Here is a 15,051-nt window from a genome sequence, read left to right as displayed (position 1 = left end):
GCCGTAATCTTGAGCCTATACAAGCTACTTTATTCCTACTCCTCATGTTCCATTCCGTTTCTATCAGTAATCATCTGGAGTTATATGAATTACACCATATATCGACTCGTATGGAATTGGAACTCTATTGAATTTTTGCTATACTACGGTAAACTATATTTCTAGATTTTGTTAATGTATGTAGTTACGATTAATGCGAGAGTTGGAGGTAATAATCAATCATGCTTTATAAGAAAATAATGAAAACTACCGCGGCAACCGTGCTTGCCTTCTCGTTATTTGGCACTCTTCCGAATCTATCAACCATTTCGGCTGCACCAGCAATCACCGTCAAACTGGATAATATCGCTCTGAAGTTTGACGCAGCACCCCGTATAGAAAAAGGCGTCACCTACGTTCCGTTCCGGACAGTCGGGGAATCGCTAGGTGTTGGTATCGAGTGGAACAGTAAGACACAGACGGTCAAAGCTGTGGGCAAGGTAAAAGGACAGACAACCGAGGTATTGCTTCAGGTAGGAAGTTCCACGGCAACGGTTAATGGCAAAAAAGTCACACTCGCTGCTGCACCCGTCCAAAGAGAAGGTCGTGTACTCATCCCGTTAAGCTCATTCAGCAGCCAATTCGGAGTTGGTGTAAAATGGGACCAATCCACACGAACCGTATCTCTTGTTTCGCCGCAGCGCGAGATGCATTTGAGAGCGTTCTATGCCGTGAGAGCTTTCCATGAAATAGATCTTGTATCTACCATGAACTCCGTTGTGTTTGGCTGGAGTCGAATTGATCGCGAAGGACAATTCACCCTTCAGGGGGATGAGTACAATTTCCCTGCTGCAGCGGGTGACATTACGCCCCAATCCATTGTGGCAGATGCGGAAGATCAGGATATTAAACCTTATCTCATGGTTTATGCTCTAGATGGTAACGGTGAGTTAACGAAAGTATTAAGTGACAGCACTTTGCGCAAGAAGTCGATTGAAGGGATTAGCACGGCGGTTGCGGAGAATGGATTCGGCGGAGTTGTTCTTGACTTTGAAGGATTGGGCTTCAAATTAGATCCGGTGCAGCAGCAGAAGTTGCTGAATAATTATGTTAAAGAATTAAGAGCTTCCCTAGGAGCAGACACCTCCCTATCGTTAGCGGTACCTCCATTAAATAGTGCATACAAGGGTTATGATTACAAAACACTCGCTGCCACAGCCGATGATCTGATCATCATGGCTTATCAGTTCAATCCTGTGGGTACCACTGCCCAGGTACCTGAACCTAACAGCCTTGTGCAGCAAGCGATTGAGTTAGCACTGCAAGCAGGTGCCCCGAAGGAAAAACTGTTGCTAGGTATCAGCTTAAATAGTGAAACCCCTTCTTCTGTTGATGATAAGCTCGGACTCGCAAAACGTTATGATCTAAAAGGCGCAGCCTTCTGGCGTCTAGGTTTGTTCCGTCTCTACAACGATCAGATGGAAGATGCTGTGGGTGCTTCTGTAGTTAAAGAATAAATGTCCTGAGCGACCTTTAGACAGATAGTGATATTGAATATTGGTGGGCATCTCTTGTTTACGAGGGGATGCTCTCTTTTTGTATTATTCCCTACGTAGAGTCCGTGGATATCATAGAACATCTATCGACCTTAGACGCTCCTACCAATGGCTCTATCAGCTTCGATTTGAAGTTGTGTCGTTGCAGATCCCATGTATTGCTGTGCAGTTGCTAGAATCGATCTATCATTACCGAGTACCTCTAATGCCGTAATTGATAAAAGATTTATCAAATGAGCATCTCCACAAGTAGATACTTCTTCAAAATAGTCAAAAATACGTTCTAACAAACTGATGTTACTTTCTTCGCTTAGCAGTTTTATAATCTCGGGCATGAAGATATCCTCAATAATTATAGTTTCAAGTACTTCACCGTATGTAGCAATTGATTCTCTATATGCAGCATCTGTTGACGGTAAGAAATCTATCATTTTCCTAAAGAATTCTTCTGATTTCACATTCATAGTTACCAATTCCTTTACTAAAATAGTAGGATGACACTTAAGCTTTACTGGGCGTTGATACGAGAGTAAAAGAACGTTTATCTTCTGGGTCGAATTTTAGGTTAATTCGGCACAGGATGGTGTATTTTTGTTAATATAATTTTATTTTCAGCTTATTGTGATGTACAAAAAAGAAACAACAATACGGCGGATAGCTCGTATTGTGAATTTTATTGATTGTATTGAAAGATAATTATATGATTTTTTTACAATAATCACCTATTAAAAACATCTTTATCAATCACATCTAGATAACTCTCACTAATATCCTCTGGTTCAAACAAACTAGACTCCGAAGATACAAATCGCGAACAAGTTAATCCCCCAATAATCAACAGTCCCTTATCATATTGTATTCTGCCCCCTCTTTCAAATAGCTTTATTATGGGTAAGTATAGCTCCTTGAACTGAACAGCAATTGGTACACCCTCCCCTATTAAATAAGCCCATTCTAAATAATGTTTACACACTTCTCTGACAAAAATACCTTCTACATTTTGGAGTGATTCCATACATTTTTCTAATACTTTTTCAGGTAATTGCATATCGATTAATTCCATGGGATTAAATACTATTGTTCTCATCGAATCTTTGTGAAGATAATCATAAAATAATGAGCTCCTTCTCAGGTGCTCAGATAATAACACAATATATGATGGTCTTTTAAACTCAATATGGCTCCAATCAATATTTTGAATAATACCTTTAGCTTCTTCGAATACCTTATTCATCTTTTCCCTCCATACTATCTAAAACTTTCTCTTATCCCCCTCAAAAGTCACCTGGTTGAGGATATGTTAAATCATGGACACCAGAAGGTTCTCCATCTAATGGTTTACTATTCTTAATTGACTCAATTTTACGAAGAGGTATTCCTTCTTGCATTAGCATATTTTTTGTTAACTCATTATCGGCTAGTTTTCTAAAACTTTTAGTTTCTTAAAACGGTAGCAATTTCATAGAATGACACAGGTATTTAGTATATTACCTTTATGTCCAATATCTTAAGTTCATAGGGAGATTATACGGTTCGAAAGATATTGAGAAAAGATCGCGAAAAACAGATCAATTATGGTGGTATCTGACCATGATCGACCTAACCAGTGCAACGGAATAACCTTATTGAGGTTTTGATACTAAAGGATTGATGCGCATACAACCAAAATAATTAAATATCAGGTTCATTCGGCAGAGGGTGAGATATTTTAATAGCCGAAACTTGCGTTTTATAGTATTAGCGGTGGATAAAATGAAACCATACCTGTTGGTTAGCTTGAATTGTGACGTTAACTGTAAAGTTGTCTCAAACCAATCATTATCTAGTAATCCAAAGTAGCATCACTAATATCTTCTGACTCCACCGCACTCATTTCTGCAGTAAGCATAAATATCAATTGGTATTTTTATGCCATACATATCTGCAGCGCTAAAAATTGCCAAGCTTGTTCTGGGTTCTTGATTTAAAAAATCATAAAATTGAGAAGTTCTTCTTAAGAACCAAATTTTTGTTCTTAAACTCCTCTAAATTTTACTTAACACTTCCTTAATCCGGATAGAAAGATCAAACTTCTCGGATTCTGTTAATAGTTGACCTATTTCGTTCATATCAAACCGCTCTAATTCTATTTTCAAACTCAAAAATTCATTCTCTGGTTTATTGCTATGTCTAATGAGCAGTTCGGCGAGTGTTGTTTTAACAACAATATTCTCGCTCCACGTACTCCTACATTCACGCTCAAACCTTTCCTCTATTTTCTCAATTATCTCACTTGCATCGTTCGTGTTAACAAAAATTTCTATAAAGTAGTTCTTTACTTCCTTTTCCATTTCATTGTAATACCATCTTGCAAACGGACTATGATCAACAGGAATACTTTCTATCCCATCAAGCACCATATCTCTTCGTTCTAATATGTCTTGGTACTCATCAGAGGTTGTTTCAAGTTGTAACTTTTCTAAATCTAAGCCCTTCAGCAGATTAACTATCCTCTCTTTTGAATTTATAAAAATTTTAGAATGTGTTAAATAAATCCTTCCTTCTGCAATGACAACTACCGCTTTCTCCATTTCGCCTCTTTTTTGTACACCGAAGTATGCCTCAGATGTACAGACGAGTGCTTCAGCATTGCTTATTCCCTGACTCTTGAAATCAAAATATCTTTCATAAAATGCACCGAATAATGCCTCATAATTTCGTTTCATATTTTGGTCCCCTTTAAGGATTCTTTCTTTGGAATTACTAATTCATCGCCGTTATCAATTACTTCAATATCAATATTTGGATAATCTTTATGAAACCTCTCAATAACTCTACTACAGCTTGCACACGTATATAATTTTATTTTTCCACTAGCCTTTGAAGGGTCAGGTAATTAATCCAATCACCTTTCCCTGCCTCCGTCTCTTTCCAGAAGTTCTGCTATCGGCTATTTTGAGGTAAAGGCTTGGTAGGTTTACTGAACGATACATGAGGTGAGCCATCCATGGCGAGCTTTGAACCGGGAAGGCGATTCTTCGCACGATTCAGCGTATCAGAAGCATAATCCGTGATGTTACCCGCTGTTTTATTCAAGTTCGTCTTCGCTTGCTGTTTCCACGCCGTCCAGTTACTATCTAGTGCCGACATGTTCTTGCTATTGATCAGTTTATCCGCGGCTTTATTCAACCATGTTTGGCCAAGATTGCCAGATTGATGAACATCAGAGCGACACCGAGATCATCCAGCATCTTCTGATCCATTCCAAGAAACGTAGGATTGGTATACGCGTTTCCGTTCTTCAGGTCATTCAGTTTCTGGACATTCACGACAATCATCGTTGCACCTATAGCTGCATCTGCAGCAGCTAGGACATACAGAGAGAGCCCGCCTGATGGGATAATAGCTGTTATGAAGGCCAAAACATCAACAATAATATTAATTGGACAATCATCATCTGGGGATCTACAATCGATACTTGGAACGTATCATGGATAAGTATAAGTTCTTTTTCGTTTACTAGATGAAATAATCTAATTTTATGTTGATGAGGTACTTGAGTTCTATCTAGATTCAACAATGTATTCGCTCGTGATATCATGAAAACAGAACAAAAAAACAGGTCGAGCATGGTCATATCTGACCATACTCGACCTGTACAATACAATGAATAGAAGTTACAGAATATGAAATTAAAGAATTGATTTTAATAAAAATTCAGATTTGTCTATAAACCATTAAGGTTTTAATTGCTTTTTCAAAGCAACTCTAAAATTGAGAATAACTTTATTATTTTCGTCCAACATCTCAATCGCACATAAAAATAATTTAGGACTAGGAATGTCGCTAATAGACATCGGTATTAACTGCATGTTTTGAATATTTTAATCTTAAGGCAAGATAGCTTTAGAATAAAATTATTAAGTGACTTTCAATTACCTCTCGTGATTACTTACTTCAGCAATAATTAACTTTTATCTTCTATACTTTGTTTAATACTTCTTTAATTCTAGTAGATAAGTCTAATTTTTCATCTTCTGATAGCTGTTGACCAACATCATTAATATTGAATTTTTCCAACTCAGATCTGATTATTACTAACGATTCGTTTGTATTCATACCATGCTTGCTTAGTAGTTCTAAAAGCGTAGTTTTTACAACAATATCTTCACTTTTTGTATTTTTACATTCACGCTCAAAACGATCGAATACTTCTTCTATTAGTAAGTTTACATTTTCTGTGGAATTTCTCATTTGACCAAAGAAACTTTTGACTTCTTTCTCTATTTCATAGTAATACATCTTCTAATAGGCTCATAATCAATTTCTATATTAACTATTTCATCAAGTACTATATCTCTCCTCTCTAATATGTCTCTGTAGTCATCTGGAGGTGTTTCATTTTGAAGTTTTTCTAAGTCTAATGAATTTATTACTTCAATTATTCTCTCCTTTGCTTTATAAAATATTTTCGAATGTGATAATGAGATTCGTCCTTCGGCAATATGAACTACAGCCTTGTCCATCTCTCCCCTATTCTGTACACCTAAATATGCATAATATGTCCTCGCAAGAGCCTCAGCACCACTCATCTTTTGACATTTAAAATCAAAATATGTTTCATAAAAAGCACCAAATAAAGCCTCGGAATTTTGTTTCATACGTATCTACACCTCCTTGAGGCAAAGTTAAAAGAACCACAATACGGGCAAATATCTCATATTACGTTGTATCTTTCCAGTATTATAGATGGTTTATGTCGCGTGGTTCAGCATCAACAAATCTTTCAAACCAGTTGTTGAAGGGATAGTATCCTTCATTCTTGATCTCTAGCCCAGCATTATTCATGAAGAACTCGCCACCACATTCTAATAAATTTATTAAAGGTTCATACACGCTTAAATACTGACTCGCTTCAGGACACTTGTCTGAATATCTCGCAAGCTGTAAGTACCATAAGACTATATTTCTTATACTTTGATTATCCTCAAAAATCCTTAGTATATCCGCACTGAAATATGTGGAAATATCCATATCCCACTCAATATCTCCTAAAAAACGAGGTAAATTAGAAAAAGCCGGTGATTTAGCTTTTAGTTGTTTATTCTTATAAAACTGAGATAATCTTCTCAAATACTCAAAACCAAAGTAACTTTCCTGAGTGAAATTACCTATATTTCCCCAATTGATATTGTTTATTTTCGAGACAGCTGCTTCTAAACGCATTTCTTTCACCTCAAGTTAATAATTATGAATAGAATCATCTGAATAAGTATCCCAATCTTTATAAGAATCATAGTCTGGGAAACTTCGAGGATTAGGATCTGTTAAATTTGCTTTATCATGTGCATTTTTTTCAGGATCTTTATTGAAGGTGTTACCGTTCCAAGTAGATCGATCCATTAATGGAATTCCGCTATCCATTAACTCTTTTTCTTTCAATTCATGATATGCCAGCTGTTTAAACCATTCCTTTTCCTTAGCTGTAAGTTCTCTTTTTTGTGCTAATTGCCACGCATATGCAGCATCTTGATCCGCTTTAAAGTAAAGTTCCTTATACGGAGCACCATCTATCGATAACTGATGCCTGTCAAGGAATAAATGCTTTTTCATATTAATTATATCTTGTTCTGATAAACCAGTATTCTTTGCAACTACCGACACATCTTCTAAACCTATTTTCCTTATTTCAATATACTTCCTTTCCAAAAATGCATCAAATCCATCTATAGGAGGTATAATATATAGCTTCATCTCTACTGGATCAGTTAGATAATTTATTCCTTGAGAGTTTCCCGCTCCCCCATCCAGTTTCCTCGCTAAATCTCCTTTACCTGCCTCCGTCTCTTTCCAGAAGTTCTGCTGTCGGCTATTTTGAGGCAAAGGTTTGGTAGGCTTGCTGATTGATCCTGGAGATGGGCTATCCATCGCAAGTTTGGGATTGGATAGGCGATTCAGCGTATCGGAAGCATAATCCGTGATGTTACCCGCTGTTTTATTCAAGTTCGTCTTCGCTTGCTGTTTCCACGCCGTCCAGTTACTATCTAATGCCGACATGTTTTTACTATTAATCAGCTTATCCGCGGCTTTATTGAGCCCATGTTTGGCCAAGATCGCCAGATTGACGAACATCAGAGCGACACCGAGATCATCCAGCATCTTCTGATCCATTCCAAGAAACTTAGGATTGGTGTACGCGTTTCCGTTCTTCAGGTCATTCAGTTTCTGGACATTCACGACAATCATCGTTGCACCTATAGCTGCATCTGCAGCAGCCAGGACATACAGAGAGAGCCCGCCTGATGGGATCGCAGATATGATGGCCACAACGCCAAAAATAATATTGAATTGGGCAATCATCATCTGGGGATCTACTATCAACACTTGGAACGTATACCTGGATAAGTATACCGTTTTTTGTGTTTGTTTGCTCAAATAATCCGGTTTTTGCGGTATTACATGCTCCAGCTCCATCTGATCGAGCCATGGACGGATAGATTTAAAGGCATCTCCAAGACCGGTGGATTCCATGAACTGCTCTCCCAGACTCTTTTTCCCACTTGAAGATCCTTGCCCAGAAGAGCGCTGTCCACTTAGTACCGGAGGTGCGGGTAGCATCGCTTGGATTTGGGCTTCCGTTTTCCCTGCCCGTTCTCCTGTTGCCCGAATCTCCTTCGATTGCTGCTGCCAATTGTAAATCTTCGTACGGTTCTGATTCATCTCCTTGTATTCCTGTTGCTGCTGCGCCAGTTCCACTTGTTTTTGCTCTTTGCTTTTCTTTTCGGGTTCAGCGGCAGGTTGATTCACATACTTCTTCTGATAAACCGTTTTCTGTTCATCCGGCGTTTTACTGCTCATCCAGTCCTTCGCCTGATTCGCTAGTCCAGGATCACTCTGAGCTGTCTGTGCAACCTGACTGCGAATATCAGCGCGCTGTGCATCGGTTAACTGTACTGCCGTCTTCAAATTCATCGACAGATCTATTTCCTGCTTCATGATTTCGCCATCTGCCAACATATCCAGATACAGCTCTTCCAGTTCTTCATCGGTCAGCATTTCCGCAAAATCAACTTCGATCTTCTGGAAATCCACCTTTTTACTCTGAATGCCCACCCGGTTGCCACTAAGGACGACATATTGATCCACATTCGTCTGCAAAACAATCTGCTGCTCTGCTTGAATTTTGAATGATTCCAGCATACCCTTGTCGCTACCTGAACCCGCCTCAATCTGACTACTCGCCACCACGAACAGATCTTCCGTCGCGTTCAGGCTGATGTTTCCCGCATCCAGATGCAGACTGACGCTTCCTTTCTTGAACAATACGCCATCGTCGCCAAGCTGCATACGCGCTTCGCCTGGCATCTCGAACACTTTGGTTGCTGGCTTATGGAATACAGTCCGGCTTTTCATATCCTCGCTACCACCGCGAACAGAATTAATAGCCATAGACTGTTTCTCTGTCCCACTGGGGAAATATACCTTGATGCGCGCACCTTCATCTGGCAAGCAGTGAAAGATGTTGTTGCCTTCCCCTGAGTACGGAAACCACCAGTTGCCTTGCTCATCATGTTGGTCGTCGATGTCCAGATGCACTTTCACCATGTTATTCGCTCGTTTCACGACACGCCCTTCCAGTGATCTACCCTGAAGTTGCTCATTCCGTCGGGATTTGCGTCGTAGGCTTCGTCTTTGGACGAACAAGTATTCATATCTAACTCTGCCAGCGTTATAGCTAATGACGGATTCGGACACGACCCAGATCTGCTCTTTGAAAGAGACATCATCGCCTACTTGGCAGAATTGTTCACTTGTCACACGGTAACGGACAAAGTCAGACTCAGTTACCTTCTTCGCATCATCACCTTCCGCATGTGCCTTCAGTTGCTCATATTGTGCTCGATCTTTCATTGCCGTGTAACGAATAGCCTTGATCTCCTGCCCCCACGATAGGTCCGGGACTCCGAAGAATATACGAGGGGCATCCATCGTAACATCCGGCAAGATGACGGTACCCACACGGGCTGCGAGTCGCTTCATGAATTGCCAGTCCGTCTCCTCATATTGCACAAGCAAGGCTCCGATCGATGCCTGATCACTGGTCGCCATGTTCTGGGCATCTCCTCCATGGTACTTTCCAGCCAACTGGCGCACAGCATCAGTATACGTTAGACGTTTGTTCTGATATGAACGGCTCTGGGGTGTCATATCCATCACGTAGCTACGCGAGAGAGCATGCACCTCTACAAGCGGGATGCCATCCTCCATCTGGATGTCTACCTTGATAATCCCCCCAGCAAACCAGCTTTCCGGTCTTGCATCCTTAATCTTTTGTATAATTAAACTATCCTCAAAGCTGCTATGTATCAAGCATTGCTCTGCTTCCTCTTCGCTCATGCGAGCTATAAATACACATTTGGCATGCGTGTTAAAGGCTCTCTCAATTCGAAAACTACGCAGCTCCTTGATGTTATATGGCCATGTTAACTCATAGCCATCTCCTTGATAAGTTACCTCCATATCTCATCTCCCCCTTTAGAAACTATCTGGCTGAAAATTGAGGGGGAGCTGGATCCATGCCATTGGTAAGTAAGCTGATTTTCCCACCGCATTTGCAATACAAGCAAGATTTGCTCGTTAACGCGGGTACCCCTTGAATAGATACATTGGAACTCCCATTTGTCCACTTTGTCGTTGCTCCAGTCAATGCATCCAATAATGAATTAGACATGGGTAGTGAGACCAAAGCGCTAAGTTGGGCTGTAGCTTGAGCGGTAAACGGGGCTTGTGCTGGTGCAGATGCTGAAGCTGTAGGCATCAAACCTGGCGCACATGGAAATACAGCCTTACCGAATGTTGGTTCTAATGGATCTGGATCAATGATATGTGGAAGGGCAGCGTAATCTCCAATTAGCTTTTCCGCTGTCTTCATGGGATGCAGCTCACTTCTACAGTATCCGAACGAATACAGATTCCCATCAATGTTTTCTCCCATCTTGGTACAAGGCACGCCGTGCATAACTCTTGGCTCCGATGTGGACGTCACGCAGTCGTCCACTGTTAGCATTGGACTCCCATTGATATACACACCATTAGGCTCCAGCTTGTTAAGCACATCCTCATGTGTTCCTAAGGTACAATACATATAAGCACCTGCGGTTACATAGGTATCCTCACTTCTCCAAGGTGAGCTTAGCAACTCACCTAGCGTAACTTTATCTAGTACCGTATCTATAATCCCCATCTAGTTCTCCTCCTGTTATCTGAATCGGTCTCACGATTAACCCGTATATTCCTGCTTTTAATAACTTCTCGGCTACTTCAACTCCTACGATCGTCAGATATGAGCGGTAATACGGGACGCACCATATGGAGCTTTCGCTCAACCCTTGATGTCCAAGATCTATACCGTTCACTTGTCCGGCTTGAACCTGAACTGCCTCGGGTGCCATCCAGCTCACTTGAGGTAACTCGATCCATTCATAGAACGTCTGGTTCTGCTGCTCCAGATTCATGACAACAATGCGTTTGTGATGAAGATCTGATTCCATTTTGAGCATGATGCAAGATAGCTCTTCCACATACAGTTGTATAGGATAGTGGTTCACGATACATGGGGATGTAAACACTTCACCTTGTTTTACATACACCATTTCTTCATCTGCTGTCTGTTCATACCCCCGAAGCATCCGTTCCGGCCATTGAATAGCCCCTTGCTGCGGGAGACGGCGGTCATATTCGATGATATAGTAATCCATACGCTAGCCTCCTAAGCCTCAACCCATTCTACGGAAGCTCGTTGCTCAGAGGTCAGTTCAACCCGGAACCGATCCTGTGCAAGCATCCGGCTACCTGAGAGATCTGCTCCTGTAAAATTCACCTGCTCTAGTTCTGCGCCCGTAAAATCACCAGCAATCCTAGCGTACCTAAATGTGGCATGGCTTAGATTCGCTCCCTGAAACCGAAGTCCATGAATACCATAGATCAGTCCATGCGTCTCAATGAATGTATCCCGTTCACTCCATGCGCCATCGAAGTTGGCACCTGTGAGGTTACAATCTCGAAAGTCTGTATCAAGAAGTAGTGTTTGACCGTAGTTGGACTGTGTACATTGACAACGTTCAAATCGTGTGCCTAGTAGGCTTGCGCCTTCAAAGCTGCTTCCACTCAAATCCACTTCCTCGAATCTCGCATGATTGAAATCTAGTTCTGCATAATTTCCGTTACAGAGATTAACATCAGCGATATGTTCATAGATATATTCATTCGGTAGCCTGCTTTCCAGCCAACCTTTGCACGCAATAGAGCTTCTCTGTAATCCGTTGAAACGATAAACCGATTCCGTTACTTCGTGATCCTGATACTCTCCCACACGAACTTCGAAGTGTACCTCTTTTCTGATTGCTTCAAATGAATCCATCGTACGGATCGTATCCATCGCATGACGAACAGCAAGAACCATATAAATGTGAAAAGGATAGAGCTGACCTGCTTGCCATGACTCTAATGCGGCCTGATCAATCCGATTCATATACCGTCTGCGACCATCCTCGCATTCCTCAATCCATTGATCCATAAAGCTGTAGATCCAGCTCGCATCATATAAAAATCCACTGACAGGCACTTCACTTTCTTGACGTCTATCACTTGCGTGCAGCATGTAGGCAGGATCGCCTTGAATGAGCCTTGTCCGCATCAACGATACGTGTATGGTGCTGCACGACTGAAGCTCCCCGTGCTCTTGCTGCAGCAAAATTTGTTCACACAGCGTCCCAAATAACGGAACGAACCCTTGCACGATCTCTGATCTATTCGCAATATAAAATTCATGAAGCTTATGTACTTGGGCGTTTCGCAGCGGCAATGCCTCTTGTTCCAGAAACTGCTGCCATAGTTCCATCTGATGCATGGGTCCATCCTCCGCATTTTTACTGATTCATTAATATTTCGATCCCTTTGATCACGACCTGTCCTTGATCGATGGTTAAACCGCCATTACCGTCTTTGGTAGACATATCAATCTGATTCGCCTGAAGGGTGACCGTCTCTGCTACTAATTCCACTTGTTTACTGGCCTGTAGCGTGATCTTGTTCTCGCAATTAAGAATAATCGTTCCAGCACTGGTCAAGGTCAGCGTTGCCCCTCCGGTCGAGCCGGTAATCGTGATGCGATCCTCTTCAAAAGTAATCTTCTGACCCGTCGGTGTTAGAAGGAACTTCGTATTAGGATTGGCCATCAGATCTTCTTTCAGATCCTTATCAAAATTCACAACTGGCTGCAGCTGTTGCTGCTGTACAACCGTTGTCGTTCCTCCACCTGCCCCGCTACTCCCTCCACTTCCACCTGTTTGCGATGATGCTCCAGACCCTGATTGTGCCGCACTTGCCGGACTTTCTTCTGCAGGTAGTTTTTGACGAACAGAACTGAGCGCAATGCCCTCAGTTTCTCTAGCATTGGGAAAATAGAGCCTTATACTGTCACCTTTTTCAGGCATGCAATACCAGCCAGTCTGATCATCCGATGCATACATCGTGGAGTATGGGAACAGATAGGCTGTCGCCAGGCTCCACTCCTGATCGATATCTAGATGAACCTGGACCTCGTCTCTCACTACACCCATGATATTTCCGGAGATGGATGCACCCACCAAACGGGAGTTGTAACGCTTGCGGCGATATGCAGATGCTTTATGGCCAAGCACATAATGATGTAAAAGCAACCCCTTTTTCATCTCAGTCCGAATTTCGAACACATATAGTGAATGTCCTTTGAACTGCACTTGATCGCCAAGCTGGAGCACACGATCACGTACCTGTACTTCATAACGGATGTAATCCTTCTCATTGATATCACTCGTCCCCAGCTTAGCTTCTTTTTGATAAGCGAGCATGTCCTTATACATGCGGTAATGTGTCGCTTCCAGCTTGCCGGCATCCCGTTGTTCAGGCAGCCCAAGATAGATGCGAATCCGTTCCTCCGTTGATACAGGAACAAGAACCGTATGATAATGTGACGCAAGCCGCTTCAGGAACTCCCAATCGGTTTCTTGATATTGCAGTGTATACGCACCCAGCTTTTTTTTCTCAATAAATGTATTGAAGACCTGTCCATCCGGATAGAACCCACTAATCTTCTGCATAACGTCAGGAATCAACATACTTATATTTTGATAGGAACGTGTTTTGCGCCGAAGATCCATTGCATGCGAATGGGACACAGCTTCCGCTTCAAGCCAGTACACTTTGTTCTCCACCTTCACATGTAGCTTCAAAATAATTCCGTGAAATAAACGTTGCTTTTGACCCTGCTCGTCCGTATAGAACAATTCAACTGGTGTACTCTCGTCCGCCATTCGTACGTACTGTTCTTCCTTCTCTTCTGGAATTACTCCAGTGAAAGTAAGCTTGCCATGATCATGAACTTTCATGAGTAAAGTTACTTCATGGATTCGGATATCAAATGGCTGAATCTGCAATTGTTCATAACTAACTGTTACTAGAGACATATTCCTCACTCACCACCTATTTTCTTAGATGTATTAATTTTCTATTTATCGACTTTAAAAGTAAAATGTTTAATATATTTTGTTAATTTTCATTAAAAAGGATAAAAATAAGACTTTATATACATATGATGTATTCGTATCCGCGCACAAAAAAGAAGCAGTATCACTACTGCCCCTTCTTCTTGCCCATTTAAATATTTTCGTCTTTAACCAGCCTACTTAGCACTTTTATCCCAGTCTTTACACCATTAATTCATAGCAGATGAGCATCTGTTATACTATGGATAATCAGTTTTAGCTTGAACCTAATATACGATGCCTATAAAGGAGATCTACTTTTGCATGAACAATATCATTGAATACTGCCTGACGAAGAAGGGTGCGGTGAAGGACTTTCCTTTTGGGCCAGACATCCTTGTGATCAAGGTTGCCGGAAAAATGTTTGCACTCATTTTTGAAAGCAGACATACGATAAACCTCAAATGTGATCCGGTTATTGCGGAAAATTTGAGAGAACAAAATGAGAATATACAGCCTGGATATCATATGAACAAAAAACACTGGAACACCGTTCTGATCAATGAATCTATGGATGAATCCGATGTGTTTCCTATGATTGATCATTCTTATGATCTGGTCTTCGGTAAACTTCCCAAAAGCACCCGAGAAGCGATCATGATGAGGATCTAATTCTTTCTTCTGCATTCCGGTTAGCTCTCACATCGTCTACACCGTATAGCAATAAAATCATTATTACCACGAACTGCGAAGTTCATTTCATGAACTTGTCTATTTTCCCGAACAAAAGTTTAATCCACTGGGTCGGGCCAGGCAGACTGGGTAGAAACAACAAAATTAGAGCAAGCATCGCTGACAGTAGTGTTATACCTCCTGCGACGATTCTTGCTTTTTTCTGTGCACTACTGCGCCACTCGCCATACACCATAGCTGCTGTCATTAGAAGAATTCCCAGGACAGATACGAATTTCACTCGATCTATTCCTCCCTACACTTCTTATCTGTATTAACAG

General features: G+C 41.3%; 16 protein-coding genes and 1 pseudogene. 2 read left to right on the top strand and 15 right to left on the bottom strand.

All coding sequences use genetic code 11. The annotated features are described in order from the left end of the window. Positions 1–221: 221 nt before the first annotated feature. Positions 222–1,496 (top strand): stalk domain-containing protein, encoded by a 1,275-nt coding sequence (locus M3636_RS07495; protein WP_251381870.1) that lies wholly within the window; start codon positions 222–224, stop codon positions 1,494–1,496. 131 nt (positions 1,497–1,627) lie between these two features. Here M3636_RS07495 and M3636_RS07490 read toward each other — a convergent pair whose 3' ends face one another. The 14 genes and pseudogenes from M3636_RS07490 to M3636_RS07430 all read right to left on the bottom strand — a co-directional run bounded on the left by M3636_RS07490 (position 1,628) and on the right by M3636_RS07430 (position 14,020). Beyond that, positions 1,628–1,999, bottom strand: coding sequence for a DUF7674 family protein (locus M3636_RS07490; RefSeq protein ID WP_251381868.1), 372 nt, complete (start codon positions 1,997–1,999; stop codon positions 1,628–1,630). A gap of 254 nt (positions 2,000–2,253) precedes the next feature. Next, entirely contained in the window at positions 2,254–2,769 is a 516-nt protein-coding gene (locus M3636_RS07485; protein WP_251381866.1) for a hypothetical protein, read from the bottom strand. Between the two features lie 790 nt (positions 2,770–3,559). After that, a complete protein-coding gene (locus M3636_RS07480; RefSeq protein WP_251381865.1) occupies positions 3,560–4,240 on the bottom strand; it encodes an Imm3 family immunity protein in 681 nt (226 codons plus the stop codon). After that, positions 4,237–4,392: pseudogene (locus M3636_RS29720) on the bottom strand (deaminase domain-containing protein); the annotation flags it as partial. The gene M3636_RS07480 and the pseudogene M3636_RS29720, both read right to left, overlap by 4 nt. Positions 4,393–4,457: 65 nt before the next feature. Next, positions 4,458–4,703: a hypothetical protein gene (locus tag M3636_RS07475; protein ID WP_251381863.1), complete on the bottom strand. Its 246-nt coding sequence runs from the start codon at positions 4,701–4,703 to the stop codon at positions 4,458–4,460. Further along, the gene (locus M3636_RS07470; RefSeq protein ID WP_251381862.1) at positions 4,700–4,936 is read right to left on the bottom strand and encodes a hypothetical protein; all 237 of its coding nucleotides are present in this window, start codon (positions 4,934–4,936) and stop codon (positions 4,700–4,702) included. The genes M3636_RS07475 and M3636_RS07470 overlap by 4 nt, the downstream gene beginning before the upstream one ends. A gap of 559 nt (positions 4,937–5,495) precedes the next feature. Next, complete coding sequence (locus M3636_RS07465; RefSeq protein WP_251381860.1) at positions 5,496–5,816, bottom strand: Imm3 family immunity protein; 321 nt, start codon at positions 5,814–5,816, stop codon at positions 5,496–5,498. After that, positions 5,798–6,175, bottom strand: coding sequence for an Imm3 family immunity protein (locus M3636_RS07460; protein ID WP_251381858.1), 378 nt, complete (start codon positions 6,173–6,175; stop codon positions 5,798–5,800). The genes M3636_RS07465 and M3636_RS07460 overlap by 19 nt, the downstream gene beginning before the upstream one ends. Positions 6,176–6,257: 82 nt before the next feature. Then, the gene (locus M3636_RS07455) at positions 6,258–6,740 is read right to left on the bottom strand and encodes a hypothetical protein (protein ID WP_251381856.1); all 483 of its coding nucleotides are present in this window, start codon (positions 6,738–6,740) and stop codon (positions 6,258–6,260) included. A gap of 15 nt (positions 6,741–6,755) precedes the next feature. Beyond that, positions 6,756–10,034, bottom strand: a complete 3,279-nt coding sequence (locus M3636_RS07450) for a phage late control D family protein (RefSeq protein ID WP_251381854.1) — start codon at positions 10,032–10,034, stop codon at positions 6,756–6,758. A 22-nt stretch (positions 10,035–10,056) separates the two neighbouring features. Continuing rightward, positions 10,057–10,758, bottom strand: a complete 702-nt coding sequence (locus tag M3636_RS07445; RefSeq protein WP_251381853.1) for a PAAR-like protein — start codon at positions 10,756–10,758, stop codon at positions 10,057–10,059. Continuing rightward, on the bottom strand, positions 10,730–11,272 hold the full coding sequence (locus M3636_RS07440; protein WP_251381851.1) for a hypothetical protein: 543 nt from the start codon (positions 11,270–11,272) through the stop codon (positions 10,730–10,732). The genes M3636_RS07445 and M3636_RS07440 overlap by 29 nt, the downstream gene beginning before the upstream one ends. A gap of 11 nt (positions 11,273–11,283) precedes the next feature. Continuing rightward, positions 11,284–12,423, bottom strand: coding sequence for a pentapeptide repeat-containing protein (locus M3636_RS07435; protein ID WP_251381849.1), 1,140 nt, complete (start codon positions 12,421–12,423; stop codon positions 11,284–11,286). 19 nt (positions 12,424–12,442) lie between these two features. After that, positions 12,443–14,020 carry a contractile injection system protein, VgrG/Pvc8 family gene (locus M3636_RS07430; RefSeq protein WP_251381848.1) on the bottom strand — a complete coding sequence of 526 codons (1,578 nt, stop codon included), beginning with the start codon at positions 14,018–14,020 and terminating at the stop codon, positions 12,443–12,445. A gap of 342 nt (positions 14,021–14,362) precedes the next feature. Between M3636_RS07430 and M3636_RS07425 the strand changes: the two genes are divergently transcribed. Further along, the gene (locus tag M3636_RS07425; RefSeq protein WP_251381846.1) at positions 14,363–14,710 is read left to right on the top strand and encodes an MmcQ/YjbR family DNA-binding protein; all 348 of its coding nucleotides are present in this window, start codon (positions 14,363–14,365) and stop codon (positions 14,708–14,710) included. Between the two features lie 82 nt (positions 14,711–14,792). On the opposite strand, the gene M3636_RS07420 is transcribed toward M3636_RS07425, so the two are convergent. Continuing rightward, positions 14,793–15,011, bottom strand: a complete 219-nt coding sequence (locus M3636_RS07420) for a hypothetical protein (protein WP_145407682.1) — start codon at positions 15,009–15,011, stop codon at positions 14,793–14,795. Between the last annotated feature and the right edge of the window lie 40 nt (positions 15,012–15,051).

The sequence above is a fragment of the Paenibacillus sp. MER 99-2 genome, assembly GCF_023714095.1.
Classification (GTDB): domain Bacteria; phylum Bacillota; class Bacilli; order Paenibacillales; family Paenibacillaceae; genus Paenibacillus.
The sequence above is the reverse complement of the archived record's forward strand: the minus strand, read 5'-3'. Positions and strand labels throughout refer to the sequence as shown.

What these genes read in the sequence shown, in the direction of transcription:
- M3636_RS07495 (WP_251381870.1), top strand. Translation starts at nt 222, where the DNA reads ATGCTTTATAAGAAAATAATGAAAACTACCGCGGCAACCGTGCTTGCC.
- M3636_RS07490 (WP_251381868.1), bottom strand. Translation starts at nt 1,999, where the DNA reads ATGAATGTGAAATCAGAAGAATTCTTTAGGAAAATGATAGATTTCTTA.
- M3636_RS07485 (WP_251381866.1), bottom strand. Translation starts at nt 2,769, where the DNA reads ATGAATAAGGTATTCGAAGAAGCTAAAGGTATTATTCAAAATATTGAT.
- M3636_RS07480 (WP_251381865.1), bottom strand. Translation starts at nt 4,240, where the DNA reads ATGAAACGAAATTATGAGGCATTATTCGGTGCATTTTATGAAAGATAT.
- M3636_RS07465 (WP_251381860.1), bottom strand. Translation starts at nt 5,816, where the DNA reads ATGTATTACTATGAAATAGAGAAAGAAGTCAAAAGTTTCTTTGGTCAA.
- M3636_RS07460 (WP_251381858.1), bottom strand. Translation starts at nt 6,175, where the DNA reads ATGAAACAAAATTCCGAGGCTTTATTTGGTGCTTTTTATGAAACATAT.
- M3636_RS07455 (WP_251381856.1), bottom strand. Translation starts at nt 6,740, where the DNA reads ATGCGTTTAGAAGCAGCTGTCTCGAAAATAAACAATATCAATTGGGGA.
- M3636_RS07450 (WP_251381854.1), bottom strand. Translation starts at nt 10,034, where the DNA reads ATGGAGGTAACTTATCAAGGAGATGGCTATGAGTTAACATGGCCATAT.
- M3636_RS07445 (WP_251381853.1), bottom strand. Translation starts at nt 10,758, where the DNA reads ATGGGGATTATAGATACGGTACTAGATAAAGTTACGCTAGGTGAGTTG.
- M3636_RS07440 (WP_251381851.1), bottom strand. Translation starts at nt 11,272, where the DNA reads ATGGATTACTATATCATCGAATATGACCGCCGTCTCCCGCAGCAAGGG.
- M3636_RS07435 (WP_251381849.1), bottom strand. Translation starts at nt 12,423, where the DNA reads ATGCATCAGATGGAACTATGGCAGCAGTTTCTGGAACAAGAGGCATTG.
- M3636_RS07430 (WP_251381848.1), bottom strand. Translation starts at nt 14,020, where the DNA reads ATGTCTCTAGTAACAGTTAGTTATGAACAATTGCAGATTCAGCCATTT.
- M3636_RS07425 (WP_251381846.1), top strand. Translation starts at nt 14,363, where the DNA reads ATGAACAATATCATTGAATACTGCCTGACGAAGAAGGGTGCGGTGAAG.